Origin of the sequence: Streptococcus moroccensis (assembly GCF_030812835.1) — a bacterium.
In the GTDB taxonomy this organism is placed as follows: Bacteria; Bacillota; Bacilli; order Lactobacillales; family Streptococcaceae; genus Streptococcus; species Streptococcus moroccensis.
The window spans coordinates 10,009-35,252 of record NZ_JAUSTM010000017.1 but is presented as its reverse complement, the minus strand read 5'-3'; the positions used below and the strand labels follow the sequence as shown (position 1 = coordinate 35,252).

The window sequence follows — 25,244 nt, the reverse complement described above, 5'->3', positions numbered from 1 at the left end:
GAACATATGCAAAATCAACAAAAATGGATTGACCTTTTTGAAAAGGTTATTGGAAGAAAACCTAGTCCTCAAGAATTTATGGCCGGTAAGGAATCTGGTTTTGATTTAAAACAAATTAAGACTATAGCAGGTCTGAACGTTGAAATGATGGAAAAAGCTAGCCCAGAAATTCCGCAAACTGCTCCTCTGCAGGAACAAGTTTCTAGTCCTCAGCAGGTCGTTCCAGTTCAGACGCCTCCAGTAGTTCCTGTTCAAGAAATGGTACAGCCTATTCCAACAACTCCTGAAACTCAAGCTATGCCTAAGCAAGTGGGGAGCAATAAGAATAAAACAAAACGTTATGTTGGTGTATTAGCTGCAGCTTTGGTTGTTGCCTTAGCAGGTGGTTACTACTATATGGATCAAAAGACAGGTTCTGATGTTGCAGCCCAAAAGTTCATCGAAGCTATCCAAAAAGAAGATTATTCTGGTATAGCTACTGGTTTCAGTAATGAAACAGACGAATGGAAGCAAGCTGATGCGAAAGCCTTTTTGGGTTACTTGGATGAGCAAATCAATGTGCAAACAGAAGTTGAAAAGATGGGCTCAAATCCAGACTACGTTTATTCGGATGACCAAGGAAATAAATGGTTAGGGATGAAAAAAACAGGCGATACTCTAGGACTCTTTCCAACTTACAAGGTTGTTGCTTTTCCTGTTGAGTTATTTGCTCAAACCAATGTAGAGGCATTGACGCTCGCGGATCAGAAGTTGGAAAAAGACACTGAAGTTTCTCTTGGGCAGACCTCTCTCTTAACCAAGAAGTTCCAACTAAAGGGAAAAACTGAGGTAGGTGAGATTGACTCTGAAATTCTAGCAGATCGTAGTCAAGCAGAAAATAATGAACTTCATTTGTCCTTGAATGCAGTTGAGAAGACACTTAAAGCCGAGTTGCCAAGCGACTTACCTGCTGTAAAAGATATCAAATTAATCGTTAATGGTAAAGAAATTGCGCAAGGCTTGGAAGGTAAAGTAAAGGCTTTAGAAAATCAAACCTTGACCATTCATTCCCAATTTACCTTTGAAGAAGGAACTTATACAACTGAGACAGCAGAAGTTGTCGTGACACCAGAGAGCGATAGTCTCAAAGTAGCCCTAGATGTTTCAGGAGAGATAAAAGAACAAATCAAGGCGGCTGAGAAGGCTAAGTCTGAAAAAGAAGCAGCTGCTCAGAAGGAAAAAGAAAAAGAAGCCGCAACCAATGCCTCCATCGAAGTCTTTATGAATGATTATATTGCATCGATGAGGGCATCTATCCGTAATCGACATAATCAGTTTGCTAAATACTATGATACAAGTAGTGCTGCCTATGCGACTATGGATAATTATGTGTCAGGTGGAGATCTTGCTAAACTTAATATAGACTATCAAGAAACACTAGATTTCGATGTTAGGAATATCACTAAAGAAGGTGACACCTATAAGGTTACGGTCTATAATCGCTTTAAAGAAGTGTATTTGAACGGAAAATCAGATATTGTCGAAAAAACACAAGTTTTCTCACTTAAAACTGTGGGAGACAGCTTCCAAATCTATGATATTAGCCAATACTAAAAAAACTCCCGACTATAATAAGAAAAAACCGTTTATCAAGATTGTGTTGATAAACGGTTTCTCTTTATTTTTTTATAGCGATAAGGACTTCTTCATTGGCCATTTTGAAGAAACCATTTAACATCGCCGGGATGCGGTCAATGAGCTCTTGTTCAAGGGCTTCTGTAAGTTATTCTTCTGTCAGCAAGGCGATTTCTAATCGGTTGTCAATCCGCTCATCTTGCTGGAGTAACGGCAGGCCTGTAATGGCTGCATGTCGCATAGCAATTAGATGAAAAAGGCTTGGCATGAAGAGGGCATTGCCAAATAGTTGTGGATTTTTGGGTTCAATAATGAGCGTCAAATAGGTCTCCTTTTATGGTTTAATCGGGTTGAATCACCTCAGCTCCACCCATATACGGACGAAGCACTTCTGGAATAGTGACAGAGCCGTCTTCGTTTTGGTAGTTTTCAAGGATAGCTGCAACCGTACGGCCGACGGCAAGACCTGAGCCGTTCAAGGTGTGAAGAAGTTTAACCTTGCTATCTGCTTCGTCACGGTAACGGATTTGAGCACGACGGGCTTGGAAATCTTCAGTGTTTGAACAGCTTGAGATTTCACGGTAGGCGTTTTGGGCTGGAATCCATACTTCCAAGTCATAGGTCTTGGCTGCAGAGAAGCCCATATCTCCTGTACAGAGGGCTAAAACACGGTAAGGGAGTCCAAGTTTTTGTAGGATGTTTTCAGCGTCTGCGGTCATTTTTTCCAGTTCGTCATAAGACTCTTCTGGTTTGGCGAATTTGACCATCTCAACCTTGTGGAATTGGTGGAGACGGATGAGACCGCGCGTGTCACGACCGGCAGAGCCAGCTTCAGAACGGAAAGATGGGCTCATGGCCGTGAAGTAGATTGGCAAGTCCTTGCCATCAATGATTTCATTGCGGTAGTAGTTGGTCAATGGCACTTCAGCTGTCGGAATGAGGACATAAGGGCTATCTGCCAATTCAAAGGTATCTTCCTTAAATTTTGGATACTGACCTGTCCCAAACATAGAGTCATGATTGACCATGTATGGGGGAATGACCTCTTGATAGCCTTCTGAGATGTGCTCATCTAACATGAAATTGTAGAGCGCACGCTCCAAACGGGCACCAAGGCCCTTGTAGAAGAGGAAGCGTGCTCCAGTAACCTTGCCACCGCGTTCCCAATCTAGAATATCAAGGTCTTCACCGATGTCCCAGTGAGCTTTGATGTCAAAGTCAAATTCACGAGGGGTTCCCCAACGGCGGACTTCAACGTTTTCTTCCTCAGCTGCGCCAACAGGAACACTATCATGCGGTGTATTTGGAATAGTTGTAATGATGGCAGTTACCTGCTCTTCGATGTCTGCTAATTCTGCATCAATGCCTTTGATTTCAGCAGAGAGAGCTTGCATAGGAGCAATTTTGTCGTTTGCGTCTTCTTTGTTGCGTTTGGCTTGGGCGATTTCAGCAGATACCGTGTTACGTTCTGCTTTTTTCTCTTCAGCCACCACTAATAACTCACGGCGTTTGCTGTCGAGCTCTTTAAGGCTAGCGATGGTATCGGCTTCGACACCACGGGTGGCTAATTTTTCAGCGACGCCGTCAAAGTCGGCACGAATTTTTTTAATGTCTAACATAGGGAGACCTCCTTTTAATATGAAAAAACACAGAAAGGAATCTGCTGGAGCGCTTGCGCGCGGTTCCATCCAGCTTCACTTTCTGTGCACTTAATGTTTATGAAATTAAATCACGGTAGAATTTCACATGGTTTTCCTATCTGCTCACAGCGACCGCAGACTTTCTGAAAGGAAAAGACATCCTACTTATCCGTTAAAGGTATTATACAAGATTTCAATGGAATTGTAAATAGATTGTCGTACACACCCTTTAAAATATGGTAGAATAGGGATATTATGAAAGAAAGAAATTATCATTATGGCATTGATTTGTTGCGTATTGTGGCCATGTTTATGATTGTCGTGACCCATGTCCTAGCTCAAGGTGGTATCCGAAAAGAAGTCGAAGGCACCTTTGACCTGTATTATTTTGTGACCTGGCTACTGCAGATTGCGGTATATTGGGCAGTGAACGCCTATGCCCTGATTTCAGGCTTTGTTGGTCATCGCTCCCGCTATCGCTACTCAAAAATAATAGAATTATGGCTCCATGTCTTTTTCTATACTTTTTTATTTGCAGTAGGATTTACTGTCTTGGGTAAGGAACTTTCCTTGACCGATTGGCGAAATGCGCTCTTTCCGATTTTGACAGGAAAATATTGGTATGTAACAGCCTATTTCGGTCTTTTGGTATTTATGCCTTTATTAAATTTAGCCATAGAGCGAATTAGTAATAGAGATTTGGGGAGGATTCTTGTTATTGCATTTGTCGGTTTTTCCCTTGTTCCAGCTCTCTTTAATAATTCTATTGATGAATTTGCCTTAGACCGGGGATACAGCTCTCTCTGGCTTATCCTGCTTTACTTGACAGGGGCCTATCTAGCTAGAAAAGATCTCAAAAAATTACCGAGCAATCGGATTCTCTTTCTAGGGTATTCGCTGACGGTTCTTGTCAGTTTTGCTTTGAAATCAGTGGTTGGGAATATTTGGTTTTGGTATACCTCGCCAACCATGATTTTGGGAGCGCTTTGTATTTTTATCCCTTTTGCCCGCATGAAGATTACCAATGTAAAATTACAAGCTTTTATCAAGGTTGTTGCACCAACGACTCTTGGGATTTACCTTATTCATCTCAATCCTCTGGTCGTCCGTTTTCTCCTAAGAGATTTTGCTAAGCCTTTTACGAATTTGCCTATCCTAGCTTTCTTAGGAATGATTCTTGGGGCTTCGGCTATTATTTTTGCGCTATCTAGTATGATTGATTGGCTTCGCTTAAAACTCTTTGATAAGCTCAAGGTGAAAGGTCTTTCTGAGCTTTGTGATCAGCATTTCCCCTATGACGTTAAAGATTAATATTAAAAAGGGAGTAGGACAAAAATCGGTAACCGAATAGGTTCGATTTTGTCGTCCCAGCCCCATACAGTTGAGTAGGGCTGTAAAAGCTGATGAAATCAGCGAGTTAGAGGCCAATCAACCACTGTGTCTTATTTAACTGATGGGGAACCATCAGAAGGCTAGGACTTTTGTCCCAGCCTCGTTTTTACATATCTAATTTTTTTTCTTAAAGAAGTTACCAATCGTTTGAAGGAGTGTTGGTAGTTTAACGACCTTGTCATTGCCAATCTGTTCTCTCGCTATTTTCAAAATTTTACCGGAATCTTTAGAGGCGAAGAGAAACTTGCCAGTCTCTGTATAAACTTCAAAATGACGGCTAATAGATTTCCCAGAAACATTGGCGCCCATTTCTTTAATGCTGTCCCAAGGAATCTGGATGAATTGTTCCACATTAACATCAGGATAAAACTCTAAAGCCTTATCGCCAAGAAGAAATTTTCCAACCTTGTTACCAATCCCGGTGTAGTAGACACCTGTTGTATGTAAAGCTACCTGAGTGTTTAATGATTGTGCCATAAGAATTCTTTCTAAGATGATATTGGCTCTATTATACCATAAGAAAAAAGAAGTGGCGAGCCACTTCTTTTAGTTTTACATGATACCAAGGACACGGGCAATGATACCCACGATGAAGAGTCCGATGATAATCGTAATTGGTGAAACTTTCTTCTTGAGCAACCACATGCAGAGGAATACTAAGAGAACGTTCATGAAGCCTGGGATCAAGCCATCCAAGTTTTGTTGAAGAGTTGTCACTTTTTCAGGCGTTTGAGAAAGACCTGCTCCGACTTGTTCAAAGGCTTGACGAATCCCTTCACCACCAGCAGGGAGTTTATCCCATTCGATGTATGCCCCTTCAGCAAGTGGAACACGAGAAACTTCAGTTGTGAAACCGATGTTTACCCAACGTTGTGCAAGGACTGCAAGGATAAACATCCCTAGGATTGAAGCGCCTTTAGTGATATCTTGGAGAAGTCCACCAGACATGTCTTTGGTGATTTCTTTACCAGATCTGTATCCAAATTCTTGCGTATACCATAAGAAGGCCATACGAATAAGGTTCCAAGCAACAAAGAAGATGATTGGACCAAGGATATCACCACCTGCTGCCATTGAGGCACCAAGTGCACCGATGATAGGACGTACGGTAAACCAGAAGACAGGATCACCGATACCAGCGAGAGGTCCCATCATACCGATTTTAACCCCTTGGATAGCCGCGTCATCGATATCAGCACCGGCTGCACGTTCTTCCTCAAGGGCAAGAGTTACCCCAAGGATAGGCGCAGCTACGTATGGGTGAGTGTTGAAGAATTCCATGTGACGCTTAAGGGCAGCGGCTTGGTCTTCTTTGTTTGTGTAAAGTTTTTTGATTGCTGGGATGATAGCATAAGCCCAACCCATGTTTTGCATACGTTCATAGTTCCAAGACGCTTGCAAAAATTGTGAACGGAACCAGATTTTCTGACGATCAGCTTTTGTCAGTGTGATTTTTTCAGTCATGAGTATGCCCCTTTCTAGTAGTCTTCTAAGATATCGCCGATAGGGTCGCCTGAACCTGAAACAGATCCACCACCGTTACCACCTTTTTTAGAAAGGTTAAGGTAGATAAGGGCAATCGCAACACCGATAGTACCAAGGGCGATCAGCGTTAAATCGCTCAAGGCAGCAAAAGCAAAACCAAGGGCGAAGAAAGGCCATACTTCACGGCTAGCCATCATGTTAATAACCATGGCGAAACCGACGGCAACAACCATACCACCACCGACTTGCATACCACCAACGAGCCAATCTGGCATTTTTTCAAGAGCAGCTTGAACGACATCAGCTGGAATAGCAAGGAGGGCAGCCGCAGGAATCGCAATACGGAGACCTTGCAAGCAAAGCGCAAAAATATGGTAACGTTCGATGGCTTTAAAATCACCACGCTCAGCTGCAGCATCCGCACCGTGAACGAGACCAACTGAGATCGTACGCACAATCATGGTCAAGAAAAGACCAGCAACCGCAAGAGGAATCGCAATCCCTTGTGCAACTGAAATCGCTGCAGGAGAGAAATCGCCACCCTTAACCAAGATAATAGCAGCAGCAACAGAGGCAAGGGCAGCATCTGGGGCAACAGCCGCACCGATGTTAGCCCAACCAAGAGCTAGGAATTGAAGCGTACCACCAAGCATAACGCCGGCAGTTAGGTTACCTGTAACGAGACCGATAAGGGTACAAGCAATAATAGGTTGATGGAATTGGAATTGGTCAAGAATCCCTTCCATACCAGCTAAGAAGGCCACAATAACGACCAAAATAGCAGAGATCATTGAAATATCTGACATGATAAATCCTTTCTTTTAAATCCTGACGATGTTAAAGGGTTACATAAGTCATAAAATAACCCAAATGACATTTCGTATTGACGATAGCGTACAATGAAGTAGTGCTTTAGCAACCATCATTCCTTCGTATCGACTTACGACGCGTGTGCTGTCAGTCGATATTACTGGCAGTTACACGCTAGTGGGGTTTGTAGCTAGACCGCCCTAGCGGCTAGCGTACAATGATGAGGTGCTTTAGCAGCCATCATTGTTCAAACTTATTGAACATTCGCCTTGCGAATCAATTCAAACAAATCTTTTTTAGAATCGTTTGGTACTTTGCGGACATCAAACTTAACGCCGAGGTCACGAAGACGTTCAAAGGTAGCCACATCGTCTTTGTCCATAGAGAGGACATTGTTAACCATGGTTTTCCCAGTTGAGTGAGCCATAGAACCAACGTTCAACTCAGCAATCTCTACACCACCTTCAATGGCTTCAAGAGCTTCTTGAGGGGTTTCAAAGAGAATGAGCGCATGGGTGTTTCCAAAGCGTGGGTCTTTCGCAGCTTCAATCAATTTTTTGATTGGTACGACGTTAGCTTTAACCCCGTTTGGTGCAGCTTGCTTAATCAATTGTTTACGCAAATCGTCAGCAGCAACTTTATCTGAAGCTACAATGATACGATCTGCTTTAGATGCAGGTGTCCAGTTCGTTGCGACCTGTCCGTGTAAGAGACGGGTATCGATACGGGCAAGGTTAATCTTAAGTTTGCCATCTCCGATAACAGTACCTTCAGGAATAGCGCCTTGTGGGGCTTGGGCAACAGGTGCCACAGCAACGGCTTCTTCAGGTTGCAATTCCTCAGGCAAGACCTTGATACCATCTTTTGATTCTTTGATGATATTCGCAGCTACTTGAGCCACACCAGCATTAGCATCCATCAAGCGCTCTGTATAGGCTTGAATCAGCATAGGTAAGTTGAGACCCGTGATGATAGCAAATTGGCGTTCTGGGCGTTCACCCATAACACGGCTAGCTTGGTTGAATGGTGACCCGCTCCAAAGGTCGGCCAAGACTAGGATTTCATCATCCGCGTCAAAAGCGTCGATAGCGGTTACAATTTTGGCATAAAGATCATCTGGACCTTCGCTAGGCATGAATGTCACAACTTGGACTTTTTCTTGCTCGCCGAAAATCATTTGACCTGACTGATGAATGCCTGCTGCAAACTCGCCATGACTTGCAATAATGATTCCGATACTCATTATTGACTCCTCCTTAATATTATTGTCGTCTAGGTCTTAAGACCTAGATACAGTTCCAAGTATAGACCGCTTACAAAGAAAAGTCAAGGTCTTTCCCCATTAATAGTTAATATTACAGAAAGTTTTACTGAAAATTACTAAAATTTGTTTGATTGTTAGTAAAATTATAACTTGGTGTCTTAATTAAAAAGGCAAGTAAGCATTTGAAAAATCTAGTATTTTGCGGTTGTATCGAGATTTATAGGCTTTTAATTAAAGAAAACCCCTTCTCCTTAAGAAAAGGAAAAGAGTGTCTCGTCAATGATTAAAGAAAAAGTTCGGCTAACTTTCTTGCAACGCCATTTTCATCATTAGTGTAATCTAATTGATGGTCAGCATGGGGGAGAAGCTCAGGGTTAGCGTTTTTCATCGCGTAGCTCGTCTGTGCAAAATCCAACATTTCATCATCGTTGACCTCATCACCAAAGGCAATGAGTTGTGAGCGGTCCATGTTGAGCGCTTTTAAGAGGTGTTTTAAGGCATAAGCCTTATGGACTCCTTCTGCAGTACACTCTAGAATGTTCATAGGACCACCCCAAGTGGTGATGGTAGCTTTTTGTTGATAGATGTCTTCCATTTCCCTAGCGAGTGTCATTTTGTTGGGATGACGGGTTTGCATGAGGACGACATTGGGAGCCTTGGTGACTTTTTCTGGTTTTAACTCAGAACCGTCCTCTATCTTTTCAACTGCAAACAGGGAAGGGGAGATGGCTTCACGATTAGTATGGGTCACATAGAAGGATTTTCGAAATTCGCCAGCGATAAAGTCTGCTTTCCATTCTTCTTCGCGCTTAACAATATCTAGAAAAATTTCCTTTTCAAGGATGCGCTCATGTTCAAATGCCCAGCGTTTGCCTGGGATATGCATGAGGGAACCATTGAAATTAATCATGGGACCAGTCATCCCAAGCTCATCATAGTAGTGTTTGGCCATACGGTAGGGCCGACCCGTTGCGATGACCACTTGGTGACCAAGGGCAGCTACTTTTTTGACAGTGTCAATAGATTCTTGAGACAGTTGGCTCTGTGAATTTAACAAGGTGCCATCAAGATCGATAGCAATTAATTTTTTGTCTGTTTTCATACTGCTTATTGTACCATATTTTAGAGAGGGGAGGGTGAAATGAAGAAGATTATTCTGTAAAACATTTTTAAAAAGAAATTGTTTTTCAAAAAAATGAGCATAAACTCTTGAAAAAACGAATGTTTTAGTTTATAATGATTTCATCATTCGTAAATAAAGGAGTATCTTTTCATCAATGGAAAAGTTTTTTAAATTAAAGGAGCACAATACGACGGTTCGTACTGAAGTCCTTGCTGGTTTGACGACATTCTTTGCAATGTCTTACATTCTTTTTGTTAACCCTGCCATGTTGGCCCAAACGGGTATGCCTATCCAAGGAGTGTTCCTCTCAACAATCATCGGATCTGTTGTCGGCACGCTTATCATGGCTGTCTATGCTAACGTACCGTATGCGCAAGCTCCAGGTATGGGAATGAATGCCTTTTTCACATACACAGTTGTTTTTGGATTAGGCTATACTTGGCAAGAAGCACTTGCTATGGTTTTCCTTTGTGGGGTTATTTCGACCATCATCACCTTAACCAAACTTCGTCATGCGATTATCGTCTCAATTCCTGAAAACCTTAAGCACGCCATCGGTGGTGGTATCGGTATCTTCTTAACCTACCTTGGATTAAAGAATGCTGGTTTGCTAAACTTTACCCTTAACCCAGGAACTTATGCAGTGGTTGGAGAGGGTGCTCAAGAAGGCGCTGCAACTATCGTTGGAGACGCGTCAGCCGTTCCAGCTCTTGTTTCCTTTGACAACGTTGGTGTTATCGTGGCCCTTATTGGGATCATTATTACAGCTATCTTGCTCGTTAAAAATGTCAGGGGTGGGGTTATGATTGCCATGCTTTTGACAACCATTGTTGCCCTTATCTTTGGAGAAGTTAGCCTTGGCAATATCGACTTTGCCTCTAATAACATTGTGACGGCGTTTAAAGACTTAGGTGTTGTCTTTGGAGCAGCCTTTACCGGTTTGGGAACTCTATTTTCTGATTCTAGCCGTATCACAGAAGTTTTGATGACCATTTTTGCCTTTGCACTTACAGATATGTTCGATACGATTGGAACCCTTATAGGTACTAGTCAAAAGACAGGTATCTTTGATACAACTAGTGAAAATGCAGAAGATCTTGATCCTAAGTTGAAAAAAGCCCTTTATGCAGATGTTTTAGGAACAACTGCTGGTGCGATTGCAGGGACTTCAAACGTGACGACTTATGTCGAGTCTGCTGCAGGTATCGGTGCTGGTGGACGAACTGGTTTAACGGCCTTGGTGGTAGCAGGACTCTTCGTGCTCTCAAGCTTCTTTAGCCCATTGCTCTCCATCATTCCAACTCAGGCTACAGCCGCTGTTTTAATTATGGTTGGTATCATGATGATTTCTAGCCTTAAAGCTGTTGAGTGGGATGACATGAGCGAAGCCATTCCAGCCTTCTTTGCCTCAATCTTTATGGGCTTTGGCTATAGTATTACTAATGGTATTGCCTTTGCCTTTATCTTCTACACTATCGGTAAAGTTGTTCAAGGACGTGCCAAAGAAATCCATCCTATTACTTGGGTATTGAACGTTCTCTTTATCCTTCATTTCCTTTTTGCTTAAGTCGAACTATTTATTAGCTCTCCGTCATCTGGCGGGGAGCTTTGTTACATTTAAGTGACAGTTGAGTTGGGCAGAGACGGGTTTTTGAAAATTTGGTATAATTGTTGCATGTATTTTCAAAACGAAGAGAAATTGATCGCCTATGGAAAAAAACTGGGCGAATTGGTAGAAGCAAAAGATGTTATCCTATTAACGGGTAATTTGGGAGCAGGTAAGACGACCTTGACAAAAGGCATTGCTCAAGGCTTAGGCATTATTCAAATGATTAAAAGCCCTACCTATACCATTGTCCGCCAGTATGAGGGGCGACTTCCTTTGTATCATTTAGATGTATATCGGATTGGAGATGATCCGGATTCCATCGATCTGGATGAGTTTTTGTTTGGAGATGGGGTTACGGTGATTGAATGGGGAGAGCTTTTAGGTGAGAGTTTACCTGACGAGTACCTCGAAATTATCTTATCGCACTCAGGCGAGGGCCGAGAAGTATCAATCCACGCTGTAGGAAAACGGGCAAAATGGTTAGAGGAGGCTTTAAACCATGGCTGAAGCTGAAGTGATCTTTAAAGAAGCCCAGTTAGAGGATGCTGCTGGCCTAGCTCAGCTGTTGATGGATGTCGCAACAGAGTCGGAATTTTTAACCCGAGATGACGATAGTCCCTACATGACGGCTGAGGAAACAGCAGGTTTTATTAAAAACCGCTTAGCGAGTCCGAACCAGATTTGCTTGATTGCCAAAGTCGATAGCCGCGTTGTGGGAGTCTTAAACATTGCAGCTGCGAGCTACACCCGGGTCAACCATATTGGCGATATCTTTATCGCTATCGCCAAAGACTTTTGGGGCTATGGCCTAGGACAAATCCTGATGGAAGAAGCAATTGATTGGGCCGAGCATAGTGGCATTATTCGACGCTTGGAATTAACGGTTCAAGCGCGTAATGAACGGGCCGTTCACCTTTATCAAAAATGTGGTTTTAGAATTGAAGGCACGAAAGAACGCGGTGCCAAAACAAAGAATGGAGAGTTTCTTGATGTTTACCTGATGGGTAAATTGATTGACGATAAATCAGATGACAATAGGTAAAAAAATAGCAAGTATGCTAGGAGCGATTTTGGTCACGACCCTTTGCGCCTTTTCGCTGTATTTTTTCACAATCTACAATGCGACGGCTAACGAGTTGTCTAAGACCTTCCGCCCTTTTTCTGAAAAATCCAATGACATTATTGAGGCAACCGAGCCTTTGACCATTCTCTTTATGGGGGTGGATACAGGGACAGGGTCACGTGAGGACGACTGGGTTGGTAACAGTGATTCGATGATTTTAGTCACCGTCAACCCGGATACCAAAACAACGACCATGATGAGTTTGGAACGCGACATCCTTGTCGATATTTCTGAAAAAAACGGTGAACCGTCAGGGACTCAGGCTAAGCTCAATGCTGCCTATGCTCAAGGAGGAGCTCAGTCGGCTATCGCAACGGTTGAAGATATGATGGATGTCACCATTGACCGTTATGCCATGATTAACATGCAGGGCTTGATCGATTTGGTGGATGCCGTTGGGGGCATAACGGTTAATAATACCTTTGACTTTGATATCTCCATCGAAGAGCAAGAGCCAGAATACACTGCGATTATCCCACCGGGTCGCCAAAAGGTCAATGGTGAGCAAGCCTTGGTTTATTCTCGCATGCGTTACCAAGACCCTGAAGGGGATTATGGTCGTCAAAAACGGCAACGAGAAGTGATTCAATTAATTGTTGAAAAACTCCTCAGCTTAGACAGTGTTAGCTCCTATAATCGTATCCTTAAAGCTGTCTCAGGCAATGTCCAAACCGATGTTGAGTTGACGACAACAACCATCCCTCAGCTTCTGGGTTACCGGGAAGCCTTGGAAAATATTGAAACCTATCAGTTAGCTGGTGTGGATGCGACGATTGATGGGGTAAGTTATCAAATCGTGACTGAGGAACATATGCTGGAAATGCAAAATGTTATTCAAGGTTCACTCGGCCACTCACTCTACACGACGCTGACAACAACTGCCATCCTATACGAAGACCTGTACGGGGAAACGCCGCTTGAGGGGAGTTATTACGGGGATACCTCCACTTATGGAGATACTGCATCCTACGGGGAGGCAGATAGTATAGCTCCATATAGCCAGTCTGATACAGACGCGACGGTCCCTGTCTATGAGGAATCAAGTTTAGGTGCGGAAGAAATTCCTGTTGAGTGAGGTGCTGATAACAGATATGAAAAGGAGCTGGCAGATGCCAGCTCCTTTGAATTATTACGGGTGAAAGAATTAGTGTGTCACGTCATCAGTGTTTACAGTACTATCCTTCTCATTGGTTTCTTTGTTGAGGAGGGGCATTTGTTTGGTCCGGATATCAACTTCGTGCTGGAACATGCTAGCTTTTTGGCTTAAATCTTGAGCCATTTCTGTGAGTTTTGGCAATTGTCCTTTGATGACAGCGATTTGTTGGTTAATGTCTTTGATGTGTTCACTGACATCATCCGTTAATTCTTTGGTTTCAATGACTTCTTCTTTGATGGTGTCACGATTGGCAACTAAATGATAGGAAATGAAGGCAGCAGTTCCTGCCCATAAGAGTCGTCTCAGATTCATGGTTAGTCCTCCAGATAAAGGTCTTGAGCGAGTTGTCCTAGAGCCGCAAAGTCAGGCTCATGGGTAGTGAAACGAATGTCGAGCTCATCTCCTTCTTCAAGACGAGGCAGGAGGTGGATGTGGCTATGAAAAACAGTTTGACCAGCTAGCTCGCCATTGTTATTAACGATATTTAGGCCTTTGGCCCCCAGCTTTTCTTTTAATTGACGCGCAATCTTAGGGAGGCGTGCAAAAACGGTACTTGCTAGGTCACTGTCCATCTCAAAGAGATCTGCAACATGTTGTTTAGGAATCAAAAGAGTGTGGCCAGGAGTGACCTGAGTGATGTCAAGGAAGGCCAGAACATGATCATCCTCATAAATCTTAGAAGATGGAACATCGCCGGAGACAATTTTACAAAAAATACAGTCAGTCATGGTTTTACCTCTCTTTAGCTTTCTGTTATAATAAATTATACCAAAAAAATCGGAGAAATAGATGTTAAATATTCAAAACGTGACAGGAGGTTACGCCAATATTCCTGTCTTGAAAAATATATCCTTTGAGATTGCAGACGGGGAGTTAGTGGGGCTTATCGGTCTTAACGGAGCAGGGAAGTCCACAACGATCAATGAAATCATCGGACTCTTAACCCCTTATCAAGGGCAAATCACGATTGACGGGATGACGCTTGCTCAAGATTCGGAGAGCTATCGCAAAAAAATCGGCTTTATCCCTGAAACACCTAGTCTCTATGAGGAACTGACTCTGCGGGAGCATATCGAGGTTGTGGCTATGGCTTATGGCCTCTCAACGACTGTAGCGATGGAGCGGGCAGAGCGTCTTCTGCAGATTTTCCGACTGCAAGACCGCTTGGACTGGTTTCCTGTGAATTTTTCAAAAGGCATGAAGCAAAAGGTCATGATTATCTGTGCCTTTATCGTAGAGCCGAGTTTGCTGATTGTGGATGAGCCTTTCCTTGGCTTAGATCCCTTAGCCATTCAAGACTTGACGGAGCTTTTAGCAGAGGAAAAAGGAAAAGGAACATCTATTTTGATGTCAACCCATGTTCTGGATTCGGCAGAAAAGATGTGTGATCGGTTTGTCCTCCTGCATCATGGAGAGGTCCGTGCCCAAGGGACACTGGAAGACCTCCGTCAGGCCTTTGCCATGCCTGAGGCCAGTCTTAACACGATTTATCTGCGATTGACAGAGGAGGCCTAATGAACGCCTTGTTTTTAAAACGGCGCCAGCAGTTCCAAAAGCTTTGCGCCAGATACTTAAAATATGTCTTTAATGACCACTTTATCCTCTTTTTAATGTTAGGTGTGGGTTTTCTCATGATTCAGTACAGCCAGCTGATTCAAAACCCACCAGAGAGTTCGGTGATAGGTGTTGCTTTGGTTGTATTGCTGCTAGTAACTAGTCCTATGGGAAATTTTAACGCCTACTTAGAGCAACCGGACCAACACTTTCTCCTAGCTAAGGAAAAGGATATCGTGGCTGAAATCAAACAGGCTAAAACACGAGGGTTGATGGTTTGGAGTGTTTTGCAGGTGCTTGTCCTTGCTTTTTTATACCCTTTGGCGAGAGTCTTGGACTGGTCACCGGTACTCTATCTCGTTCTAGGACTTGGATCACTAATCATCAAGTGGGTCGTTTTTGAGCTTAGGGCTAAAACCCTTATGAGCCAATCTGGGCTCGATTGGGGGATAGCTGTTGACCACGATCGTCAGCAAAAGCAAACGGTTTTGAAGTTCTTTTCCCTCTTTACCCAAGTAAAAGGGGTTTCTCAGGGAATGAAACGGCGAGCTTATCTAGATGGTTTGTTGACGCTTTTTCCTCGCGGAACTTGGCAATACCTATATGCCAGAGCTTTTCTGCGCTCAGGAGATTATTTGAGCCTCAGTTTAAGGTTGGTTCTATTAAGTCTGTTGTCCCTGATGTTTATCAATCAGGATGTGGTAGCGACGGTCATCGTCTTGTTGCTTAATTACCTTCTTCTGTTTCAATTGATTGCCCTCTACCGGCATTATGATTACCAGTACATGACGCGCCTTTATCCTCTTCCGTTAACAGAGAAAAAGCAGAGCCTTAGAACCTTTTTAAATAGAGTGTTCTTTATGCTCCTAGCTATTCAAGTTGTTTTGGCAGCCATTTTCTTCCAAGACAAGGGTCATCTCTTGATATTGGTTGGTGTTCAGGTTATTTTAAACCTCTTTTACCTGCCTTATAAAATAGAGAAATTGATTGACTAAGTGATGTAAAACAAGTAAAATAGTAAAGAATTTTCGAAGGAGAGAGATATGCAACATACAGATGATGGTTTGACCCTGTCGCCGATACCCGGTTTTAGCGGTCAAGCCTTTAAAGGAACTTATCCTGATGGGACAGAGGTCTTTATCAAGATGAACACAACCCCCTTATTAGCGGCTCTTGCAAAAGAACAAATCGCCCCTAAACTGCTCTGGTCCAAACGGACAGCAACAGGCTCAATGATGAGTGCCCAAGAATGGCTGACGGGAAATGTCCTTGAAAAAGAAGACATGGGAAGCAAACAAGTGATTAGTATTTTAACCCGTCTTCACAGGTCTAAGCTCTTAGTTAATCAATTATTGCAACTGGGCTACACGATTGAGCGCCCAGCTGATTTGATCCGCAGATGGCAGGCTGACTCAGTCAATCAGGTGCGTGAAAATACCTACTTACAATCCATCGCTCAGGAATTGCTCCAGACGCAACCTAAGTTTAATGAAGACCATGCGACTATTGTCCATGGCGATACCCACCATAAAAATTGGTTTGCAACACAATCTGGCATGATTTACTTGACGGATTGGGACACCGTGCATTTAACGGATCGGATGTTCGATGTGGCTCATATCCTTAGTCACTACATTCCGCGTTCCCAATGGAAAGAATGGTTGACCTTTTACGGCTACAAATACAATGCCCTTGTCCTTAGCAAAGTAGAATGGTATGGGCAACTCTCTTACCTCAATCAGATTAATAAGTGTTTTGAAACCCATAATATCGAATTGGTCAATAAGGAAGTCTACGCTTTACGTCATTTCCGTGAGTTAAGGGGTCACTATGAGAGTTAGAAAACGTAAGGGTGCAGAAGCCATGCTGGCTGAAAACCCACAGTATGTCATTTTAGATCCGGAAAGCTATAAGGGCAAGTGGCGAGAGGTTTTTGGCAATGACAATCCAATCCATATCGAAGTTGGTTCAGGAAAAGGACGCTTCATTACAGGAATGGCAGCAGCCCATCCAGAGATCAATTACATCGGTATTGATATCCAACTATCAGTCCTCAGTTATGCGCTTGACCGTGTTTTAGAGCAAGATTTACCAAATGTCAAACTTTTGCGCGTGGACGGGTCTAGCTTGACGACCTATTTTGCAGATCAGGAGATTGATAGGCTCTACCTCAATTTCTCAGATCCTTGGCCCAAGAAAAAGCATGCTAAACGTCGCCTGACCTATAAGAGTTTTTTAGAAACCTATCAGCAAATCCTTCCTGAAAAGGGGGAGCTTCATTTTAAGACAGATAACCGAGGACTCTTTGAATATAGCCTGGCCAGTTTTTCTCAGTATGGGATGGTCCTAGAGCAGGTCTGGTTGGACCTCCATGATTCGGATTATGAAGGGAACATTATGACCGAGTATGAGGAGAAATTTTCGCAAAAAGGGCAACCGATCTACCGCGTCGAAGCGCGATTTGCATAATTCTTTTTGATATGAGGAGTTCCTATAAACCTCATATGCTATTTCGGAATAAGAGAAACTGTTGGAAATTGGTCTATCCTTTTTGATCCTTTGTCAACTGTAATGGGTTGGTGAAAAGCTAACATCTGAAGAGAATCATCTTGGTTCTCTTCTTTTGCTTTCTTATAGTTTCTAAAAGGCAAGCTTAATAGGACTCTCCTGTCTAACTTTTTGGGGTCAGTATAGTTTTGTGATGTTTTTTCTTTTTGTGCCTGTCTGAATTCTTTATAGTATTTAGTTTAACAATCACGGAAATGGCTCAGGAATCTCCAAAGGAACTATAGAGATCACTTTGATAGGTTTTTTTGATTACTAATTCTCTTTCAAGCATGGATCTCAAAATTAAAAAATTTTTTATTTCTTCCTTAGATATTATATTTAAAAAAGCTAAAAATCCTTCAATTTTGTTAAATGTTATATTATAAATATTAAATAAAGATCCTGTGTTAAAATTGTTAAATTTTTGCTTATCTTTTCATATTGACTTTGACCAGTTGCCGTGGTATTTTTAGAATAACTAAAAATGAAAACGCTAACAAAAACGAAAGGAGGATACAGTTTAGCGTTTATGAGTAGTACAAAATATCTAAAAAAGGAGAAAAACGACATGCGTCATTTTGAAAAACAGCCACGCCACTCTATTCGGAAATTGTCGGTTGGTGTTTGTTCAACGGTTATTGCCATGGCCCTTTTTGCGTCAGGTGGGCAAGTGTCTGCAGAGGATCTAGGAGTTAATCCAAATCCTGAATCAGTTTCTAAAGAGGTGCTTAATTCAGAGCAGGACATAGAAGGAGAGAAGGAAGTTTCTCCAGCACCCGATGCAGTAGGGTCAACCAATGATGCACCCCTACCGGAAGAGAAGGACTTAGAAAAGACTTCCCAAGATGTTGGGGATAATGAGGTGGCTCCCCCTGTAGAAGGAGAGAAGGAAGAGTCTCCAGTTCCGCCTGTAATGACTGAAGAGCCACCACAGCCAACGTCATCTGAAAAAACAGATCAGGGTGTGGTTAGTGAGATTAGTTCAGATCGGCTTAGGATTTCAGGAGATGAGTCGGTTTACCAAAATGGTTATGGTTTGGATAAACTCATAGACGGAGACACCACCTCAGACCATTCATTAGCAGAATTAAAGTGGGATTATCCTGGTAATCATGTTGATGGAAAACTTCCTGAAAATGTTAGCTTACCTCAAACGATAGAGCTTTCCATAGCAGATGCGGATGCTGACACGCAATTGAACAAGGTCGAAATCTACAAACGGATTAATGGCAATGGTACTCTGACCAAATACCGTGTGGAAGCTTACCAAGACGATACCTTGGTACATCAGAGTGAAGAGCAAACAGTACCTTTTGAAATGCCAGTTGTGTCTTACGACTTGGGAAATGTGGTCGCTAATAAGATTTCCTTAACCTTGCTGGAAACGCAGAACCTTAATGGTGTCAAAAACCCACAAATGCTGACGTTACGTGAAGTGAAACTTTACGAGTATTTGCCAAGCAATGACAACATTGCTGATGATACAACAGTTCCAGGAGGACCTGGAGGAGACGATGACGTGAATGAACCAGATCCTTCTACTGCCCCAAATACAGGAAATGAAAACCTGGATCAAATAAATCAGGGTGTCGTTACCGAGATAAGCTCTGATCGTCTAGGGATTTCAGGAGATGACTCTGTATACCAAAGTGGCTTTGGATTGGATAAGCTTTTAGATGGCGATACCACGTCAGACCATTCATTAGCAGAATTGAAATGGGATTATCCTGGGAATCATATCGATGGGAAATTACCGGAAAATGTCACTCTTCCTCAAACCATCGATGTATTCCTGAAAGATGGTGAAGCTGAAACACAACTGAATAAGGTCGAAATTTACAAACGCATTAATGGCAATGGGACCTTAACCAAATACCGTGTAGATGCTTATCAGGGTGATGAGCTCGTGCATAGCAGTGAGGATATTGCTGTTCCATTTGAAACGCCAGTTGTATCTTATGACTTAAAAAATATAGTGGCCAATAAGGTATCCTTAACCTTGCTAGAAACGCAGAATCCTGATGGAACAAACAATCCACAGATGTTGACCCTTCGCGAAGTGAAGCTTTACGAGTACGTTCCAGGTGAGGAAACGATTGACAAAGAAACACCAGCACCAGAGGATTCTGACCCTGAAAATGGAGAGAATAGTCAACCTGTAGCCCCTGATAATAAAATTGATGAAGATCAATCTGTTGATCCAGTTCCGAATACTCCAAGTGATCCAGAAGTAGGGGAAGGTGAGACTGTGGGTGATGACGTTCAAGACACCTTTGAGCGTCCGGCTAATGCTATCGGTGCCATCACAGACTTTAGGTTTGTAGATGGCCGGGCTACCATTACCTTTGAGACGGGTCAAACCGCACAATTAGACCTCTATACGGATAATGTCTTCCGCTATAATATTGAAAATGAGGCTGATTTCAGAGAACATCCTGTTCCAAGTCGTGAAGATCGCCCAGCTGAGATTGTGCTTAAGGATCAGGAGGCCTATAAGACGACTTACGGGCCTATTGGAACCTTGGTAACCGATGACCAATCTTATACGATTGAGACAGGGACATTGAAGTTAGTCTTTGATAAGACGTCGGCTCGGATGTCTATCCTTAACAAGGCTGATGACCGTGTCATTACTAAAGAGGTGCTTCCAGTTCAGTTAGAGGCTGGCAAGACCATTCAAACCTTGTCCCAAGACACTGATGAGTATTTCTTCGGTGGCGGGATGCAAAACGGCCGCTTTACCCATAAGGGCAATAAGATCAACATTGTCAATGAGAATAACTGGGTCGACGGAGGTGTTGCTTCTCCGAATCCATTCTACTGGTCAACGAATGGTTACGGTGTGTTGAGACATACCTTCCAACGTGGGGAGTATGATTTTGGCTCTGAAGACAAGACAAGCCTTAAAACAACACATAATGAAGCTCGCTTTGACGCCTTCTTCTTTGTCAGTCCTGATAAGAAACCAACAGAGATTCTGAAGGCCTACTATGAGTTGACAGGCGAACCTGTTGTTTTACCAGAGTATGCTCTCTACCTTGGTCATTTAAATGCTTATAACCGTGACTATTGGGTTGAGGTTCCTGAAGGGACAAGTGGCGCCATTCTTCTAAATGGCAAATATTACCGTGAGTATCAGCCAAACCAAATTTCAGAAGAAGATTTGGCTAAAGCGGTTCGAGAAACCTTGAATGGTGAGGGAGATAGCTACATCTTCTCTGCGCGTGCTGTGATTGATCGCTATAAGGATAACGACATGCCGTTATCATGGTTCCTGCCAAACGATGGCTATGGAGCAGGTTATGGTCAAGAAGACAGTTTAGATGGCAATATTGAAAACTTGAAACGCTTTGTTGAATATGCGAAAGAACACGGCATTAAAGTTGGTCTTTGGACACAGTCGGACCTTTATGATACAGATCCTAGCAAAGCTGTGGTTCTTCACCGTGACATCGACAAAGAAGTTGCAGAAGCAGGTATTCGTGCCATTAAAACGGACGTTGCCTGGGTTGGTCCTGGCTATTCCTTTGGTTTAAACGGTGTCACAAAAGGTGCGGCCCTTCTGACTGAAAAGAGCGGCGAAAATGCGCGTCCATTCATCGTTTCTCTAGATGGCTGGGGTGGTACCCAACGAGCAGCCGCTATCTGGAGTGGTGACCAAGTTGGTGGACAATGGGAATACATTCGTTTCCACATTCCAACTTATATCGGTCTAGGACTTTCAGGAAACCCTAACATGGGTTCTGATATGGATGGTATCTTTGGTGGTGCCGATCCGATTATCAATGCGCGTGATTACCAATGGAAGACCTTTACGTCAATCATGATGAACATGGATGGCTGGGGCGCTAAGCCTAAAACGCCGTTCTCATTTGATGACCGTATTACGGATTTAAACCGGATTTCTCTGAAAACCAAATCAACCTTGGTGCCTTATGCTTATTCGACGGGTCATCAGGCAACTGACACAGGAACACCGATTGTTCGGGCCATGTTGATTGATTTCCCAGACGATATGATTAACTACACCAAGGCAGTGCAATACCAGTACATGTATGGGGATAATTTGCTTGTAGCTCCTGTCTATAAGAACACTAACATGGACGAAAATGGTAATGATATCCGAAACAACATCTATCTGCCAAAAGGAGTCGAATGGATTGACTTCTATACGGGTGAAAAATATGATGGTGGACAGGTTCTGAACGGTTTTGAGGCACCTCTCTGGAAGATACCAGTCTTTGTTCGAAATGGCGCCATCATTCCAATGGCGAATGCCAATAATAATCCAGGTGAAATCGACCGGACCAATCGCTTGATTCAGTTTTACCCTCATAACAGCAGTGATTTCCTCCTTTACGAGGATGATGGAACATCTGTCAACTATACTAATGGTGAACGGGCGACAACCCTGATTAAGAGTGAAGCGGGAGACTCTAATGTCTCTGGTTCAGCTGTCTTAACCATTGGTAAGACTGAAGGTGACTTCGATGGCTTTGTTAAAGAAAAGACTACAGAGTTACACGTCAATGTGTCTAAGGATATCGAAGGCATTACAGCTAAGATTGGGGAACGTGAGCTTGCTTTAACTCGCGTAACAACCTTGGAAGACTATGAAAAGGGTAGCAACGTTTACTTCTATCACCAAGATCCTAAGATGGAAACGTACAACCCAACTAGTCAGGAAATCCAAGACTTGTCTGTAACCATGAATGATCTCTTGAAGATTAAATTGGAAAAAACAGATGTGACTCAGGCAGATATCGTCGTTTCCCTTCAAGGGTTTGAAAATAAAGAAGCTGAAAAGGTCGTTCCTGATACTCTTGAAATGCCTGAAATGACCCTAAATGTGGCAACCCCCGAAGATACGGTAACAGCGACCAGCATCAAGGTAACATGGGATGAGGCTGATGGGGCTGAAACCTATGATATTGAACACAATGGTGTCCTTTATACAGGAATCAAGGGAACAACATTTGACTTTGAAGACCTTAACTTTGGCAGTGACCATAGCTTTAAGGTCAGAGCTGTCAATGCTAAAGGAGCGTCAGAATGGTCAGACGTTGTCAATACCAAGACCAGTGAAGATCCATGGTTGAATGCTATTGATATTGATCCAGCACGTGTGACCACAAACATTAGGCAACAGCCAGGAGAAGGCATTGAAAATCTCTTCAACAAGAAAAAAGGAGATATCTTCCACAGCGACTGGTACTCACAAGTAGCTAGTGATTCCTACATAAACATTGACCTTGGAGGAATTTATGACCTCGATCACTTGGAATATCGTCAGCGTAGTGACGGTGGTGTTAATGGTCGCATCAACTGGGCGACTTTCTGGACCAGTGATGATGGGGTCAATTGGACCAATTCAGGTAGTGAGGACTGGCGTGGGGATGGCATTTCTAAAAAACATGCCCTCAACACCAAAGCACGCTTTGTCTACATGAGAGTTGATGGCAGCCACGGTGGCTTTATTTCTGGTGAAGAAATGCTTGTCTTCAAGAAACCAGGAACTAAGATGCAAATTCCTGGAGATATTAACAACGATGGTCAAATCACTGAAGACGATAAGACATCCTTCTTGAACTACTCTGGTTTGAGAGAGGTTGACAGCGACTTTGATTACATCAAACATGTGGATGCGAATAAGAACGGTCTCATTGATGCTCAAGATATCAATGTCATCGCTACTCAACTAGAAGGCGGTGTGACCAATCCTCAAACAACACCTCCAACAGGTCGCTTATACTTTACAGCAGACAAATTAGACTTGAAGGCTGGTGAAGAAACTGTAGTAACCTTGATGGCGGATGAAGTAGCTGATGTTAATGCTTTAACAACAGTCTTTAAAGTGGATGCGACTGCTCTGACTGTTGTAGGTCGAGTAACTGCAGAGAAAGCCTTTACGAAAGAAGCTGAGAACTTCTCGAACGTTAAGACACGTGGAAATGAAACCAGTGTTGTCTTTAGCTTTATTAACTTTGGTGAAAAAGAATTGTTGGCAGGTTCTGGCAAGGTTGCAACAGTGACGCTTAGAGCAAACAAAGACACGGTTGTCGACTTCTCTAGCCAAGAAGGTGTCCTTGTCGGAAACAATCAAGCTTTTAGCAATCTTGGAAATGACAAAGTGCGTCAAGCAGTTGACTATACGAGCACGATTGACGTTCCGTCCAATGTACAGGTTAGTCGTCCAACTCAAGGAAGCTTAACGGTGACATGGGATGCTAATCCAAATGCCTTCCGCTATAGCATTGAGAGGGAAGTGATTGGTTCAGATGGTCAGGTAACTTATGAAGAAGTCGCTAGAACTGAAACCAATACAGTTGACGTTTACAATTTGACTCCTGAAACGCTTTATAAACTGAGAGTTACAGCGATAAATCCTCTCGGACGCTCTGAAGCTTCTGAACTGGTTGCCGAAACGACTCTGGCTAAAGATGTCAGCCGTCGCCTTGAGATAACTTCCGCAACACCTGAAGTGGAATCGCAACCAGGACAAGAAATCACCCTGTTAATCGATGGGGATGAGGCCACTCAATACCATAGTAAATGGTTTAATGACAAGGCAGTGCCATCTGCTCTAACTCTTGACTTTGGAGAAGAAAGGGTACTTGATCATCTCATCTATGTTCCTCGACCAGATGCTGGAAATGGAACCATTACCAGCTTGACTTTACAAACCAGTCAAGATGGCGAGAATTGGTCTGAGCCTACTGCTGTTATACATTGGACCAATGATGCGAGTGATAAGGTAGCTCTCTTACCAGAGGGGACAAGCGCTAAGTTCTTGAAACTTAACTGGTTGGGAAGTGTAGGAGGATTCGTTTCAGGTCAAGAATTGTACGTTATTGGTGATGAGATTTCAGACCCAGCACCAGATCCAGATCCGACACCAGATCCAACTCCGGTACCAGATCCAGCACCAGTGCCAGATCCAACTCCGGATCCAGATCCAGCACCAGTGCCAGATCCAACTCCGGATCCAGATCCGACACCAACCCCGGATCCAACCCCAGATCCAACTCCGGTACCAGATCCAGCGCCAAGTCCGGATCCAGCGCCAAGTCCAGATCCGACACCAAGCCCAGATCCAGCGCCAAGTCCAGATCCGACACCAGATCCAGATCCAGTGGAAGGTGTGCTTTCAAAAGCGCGTCTCTTGGTAGACCCTGAAACAGGTATCGTCGTTGAATTACCAGCGGGTGAAAAGGATAGTATAGTTGGGATTAAAGCTAAGCATATCGAAACTGGAGATCTTGATACACCGTCTGAACTAGCAGGCAGAGATTTTGACCTCTATGACATTGAGGTGCTAGATAAAGATGGTCAGGATATGGATATTACGAAACCTGCACTTGTTGTTATGCCGGTTGATCCATATAAGGAAATCGAAGATGTGTTATATCTTCCAGAAGAAGGAGGTTCAGTTTCATTAAATTATGTTCGCAGTGTACGGAGAAATCAAGATGGTAGTCTAACACCAGTCGTTGTCTTTGAAGCTCAACACTTTAGCTTATATGCTGTTGTTTATAAACCAACTAAGCATGGTGACAATAGCCAGGTTGTCATTCCAAATCGTGGTGAGTCAGAAATCTCAGTGGACGAAACATCTGATAAACCAACCGTAACACCTGTTTCACTTGGTCATAATAAAGAAAAGGAAACAAATGAAGTGGGTGAGAGCGAAACAGTAGCTACAGTAGTAGAGTCAGAAACAGATAAGGTGTCAGAAACCTTGCCAAATACAGGGTCACAAGATAATCTATTTGGTTTAGGGTTGATGAGTCTACTCTCTGGTTTTGGTCTTGCAGGCAGTCATCTGTCTAGCAGACGTCGTAGACGGTAAGCTATTTAAAACTATCTTAGTTGCATCATTTGGGAAAACATGCTATAATACAGATAGTTAAATAAGAAAAGGAGGTCG

20 protein-coding genes are annotated in these 25,244 nt (G+C 43.1%); 11 read left to right on the top strand and 9 right to left on the bottom strand.

The features are described 5' to 3' along the window. The first annotated feature begins 6 nt into the window (after positions 1-6). Positions 7-1,593, top strand: coding sequence for a TcaA NTF2-like domain-containing protein (locus tag J2S23_RS08365; protein WP_307122266.1), 1,587 nt, complete (start codon positions 7-9; stop codon positions 1,591-1,593). A gap of 169 nt (positions 1,594-1,762) precedes the next feature. Here the strand turns inward: J2S23_RS08365 and J2S23_RS08360 are convergent, their stop codons facing one another. Next, the gene (locus J2S23_RS08360; protein WP_307122265.1) at positions 1,763-1,936 is read right to left on the bottom strand and encodes a hypothetical protein; all 174 of its coding nucleotides are present in this window, start codon (positions 1,934-1,936) and stop codon (positions 1,763-1,765) included. Positions 1,937-1,955: 19 nt separating this feature from the next. Further along, complete coding sequence (gene serS, locus J2S23_RS08355; protein ID WP_307122264.1) at positions 1,956-3,233, bottom strand: serine--tRNA ligase; 1,278 nt, start codon at positions 3,231-3,233, stop codon at positions 1,956-1,958. Between the two features lie 276 nt (positions 3,234-3,509). On the opposite strand from serS, the gene J2S23_RS08350 reads away from it, so the two are divergent. Beyond that, positions 3,510-4,565, top strand: a complete 1,056-nt coding sequence (locus J2S23_RS08350) for an acyltransferase (protein ID WP_307122263.1) — start codon at positions 3,510-3,512, stop codon at positions 4,563-4,565. 195 nt (positions 4,566-4,760) lie between these two features. Here J2S23_RS08350 and J2S23_RS08345 read toward each other — a convergent pair whose 3' ends face one another. The 5 genes from J2S23_RS08345 to J2S23_RS08325 form a co-directional block, all read right to left on the bottom strand. Further along, entirely contained in the window at positions 4,761-5,123 is a 363-nt protein-coding gene (locus J2S23_RS08345) for a DUF956 family protein (protein ID WP_307122262.1), read from the bottom strand. 75 nt (positions 5,124-5,198) lie between these two features. Beyond that, a complete protein-coding gene (locus J2S23_RS08340; protein WP_307122261.1) occupies positions 5,199-6,110 on the bottom strand; it encodes a PTS system mannose/fructose/sorbose family transporter subunit IID in 912 nt (303 codons plus the stop codon). Positions 6,111-6,124: 14 nt separating this feature from the next. After that, positions 6,125-6,937, bottom strand: coding sequence for a mannose/fructose/sorbose family PTS transporter subunit IIC (locus J2S23_RS08335; protein WP_307122260.1), 813 nt, complete (start codon positions 6,935-6,937; stop codon positions 6,125-6,127). Positions 6,938-7,194: 257 nt separating this feature from the next. Further along, positions 7,195-8,184 carry a PTS sugar transporter subunit IIB gene (locus J2S23_RS08330; RefSeq protein WP_307122259.1) on the bottom strand — a complete coding sequence of 330 codons (990 nt, stop codon included), beginning with the start codon at positions 8,182-8,184 and terminating at the stop codon, positions 7,195-7,197. 304 nt (positions 8,185-8,488) lie between these two features. Next, positions 8,489-9,307, bottom strand: a complete 819-nt coding sequence (locus J2S23_RS08325; RefSeq protein ID WP_307122258.1) for a Cof-type HAD-IIB family hydrolase — start codon at positions 9,305-9,307, stop codon at positions 8,489-8,491. Positions 9,308-9,482: 175 nt separating this feature from the next. Between J2S23_RS08325 and J2S23_RS08320 the strand changes: the two genes are divergently transcribed. The 4 genes from J2S23_RS08320 to lytR all read left to right on the top strand — a co-directional run bounded on the left by J2S23_RS08320 (position 9,483) and on the right by lytR (position 13,135). Further along, a complete protein-coding gene (locus tag J2S23_RS08320) occupies positions 9,483-10,895 on the top strand; it encodes an NCS2 family permease (protein WP_307122257.1) in 1,413 nt (470 codons plus the stop codon). A 108-nt stretch (positions 10,896-11,003) separates the two neighbouring features. Beyond that, on the top strand, positions 11,004-11,444 hold the full coding sequence (tsaE, locus tag J2S23_RS08315) for a tRNA (adenosine(37)-N6)-threonylcarbamoyltransferase complex ATPase subunit type 1 TsaE (RefSeq protein ID WP_307122256.1): 441 nt from the start codon (positions 11,004-11,006) through the stop codon (positions 11,442-11,444). Then, positions 11,437-11,979, top strand: coding sequence for a GNAT family N-acetyltransferase (locus J2S23_RS08310; protein WP_307122255.1), 543 nt, complete (start codon positions 11,437-11,439; stop codon positions 11,977-11,979). Before tsaE ends, J2S23_RS08310 begins: the two co-directional genes overlap by 8 nt. Beyond that, the gene (gene lytR / locus J2S23_RS08305; protein WP_307122254.1) at positions 11,966-13,135 is read left to right on the top strand and encodes a glycopolymer--peptidoglycan transferase LytR; all 1,170 of its coding nucleotides are present in this window, start codon (positions 11,966-11,968) and stop codon (positions 13,133-13,135) included. The genes J2S23_RS08310 and lytR overlap by 14 nt, the downstream gene beginning before the upstream one ends. A gap of 69 nt (positions 13,136-13,204) precedes the next feature. On the opposite strand, the gene J2S23_RS08300 is transcribed toward lytR, so the two are convergent. Both J2S23_RS08300 and J2S23_RS08295 read right to left on the bottom strand, forming a co-directional pair. Next, positions 13,205-13,528: a hypothetical protein gene (locus tag J2S23_RS08300; RefSeq protein ID WP_307122253.1), complete on the bottom strand. Its 324-nt coding sequence runs from the start codon at positions 13,526-13,528 to the stop codon at positions 13,205-13,207. 2 nt (positions 13,529-13,530) lie between these two features. Then, positions 13,531-13,944 (bottom strand): HIT family protein, encoded by a 414-nt coding sequence (locus J2S23_RS08295; protein WP_307122252.1) that lies wholly within the window; start codon positions 13,942-13,944, stop codon positions 13,531-13,533. Positions 13,945-14,005: 61 nt separating this feature from the next. On the opposite strand from J2S23_RS08295, the gene J2S23_RS08290 reads away from it, so the two are divergent. From J2S23_RS08290 to J2S23_RS08270, 5 genes are all read left to right on the top strand, one after another. Next, positions 14,006-14,731 (top strand): ABC transporter ATP-binding protein, encoded by a 726-nt coding sequence (locus J2S23_RS08290; RefSeq protein ID WP_307122251.1) that lies wholly within the window; start codon positions 14,006-14,008, stop codon positions 14,729-14,731. Continuing rightward, the gene (locus J2S23_RS08285; RefSeq protein ID WP_307122250.1) at positions 14,731-15,765 is read left to right on the top strand and encodes an ABC transporter permease; all 1,035 of its coding nucleotides are present in this window, start codon (positions 14,731-14,733) and stop codon (positions 15,763-15,765) included. The genes J2S23_RS08290 and J2S23_RS08285 overlap by 1 nt, the downstream gene beginning before the upstream one ends. 48 nt (positions 15,766-15,813) lie before the next feature. Then, positions 15,814-16,611, top strand: coding sequence for a cell cycle regulator CcrZ (gene ccrZ / locus J2S23_RS08280; RefSeq protein ID WP_307122249.1), 798 nt, complete (start codon positions 15,814-15,816; stop codon positions 16,609-16,611). Then, on the top strand, positions 16,601-17,239 hold the full coding sequence (trmB, locus tag J2S23_RS08275; RefSeq protein WP_307122248.1) for a tRNA (guanosine(46)-N7)-methyltransferase TrmB: 639 nt from the start codon (positions 16,601-16,603) through the stop codon (positions 17,237-17,239). Before ccrZ ends, trmB begins: the two co-directional genes overlap by 11 nt. 646 nt (positions 17,240-17,885) lie before the next feature. Further along, positions 17,886-25,166, top strand: coding sequence for a discoidin domain-containing protein (locus J2S23_RS08270; RefSeq protein WP_307122247.1), 7,281 nt, complete (start codon positions 17,886-17,888; stop codon positions 25,164-25,166). Positions 25,167-25,244: the final 78 nt, after the last annotated feature.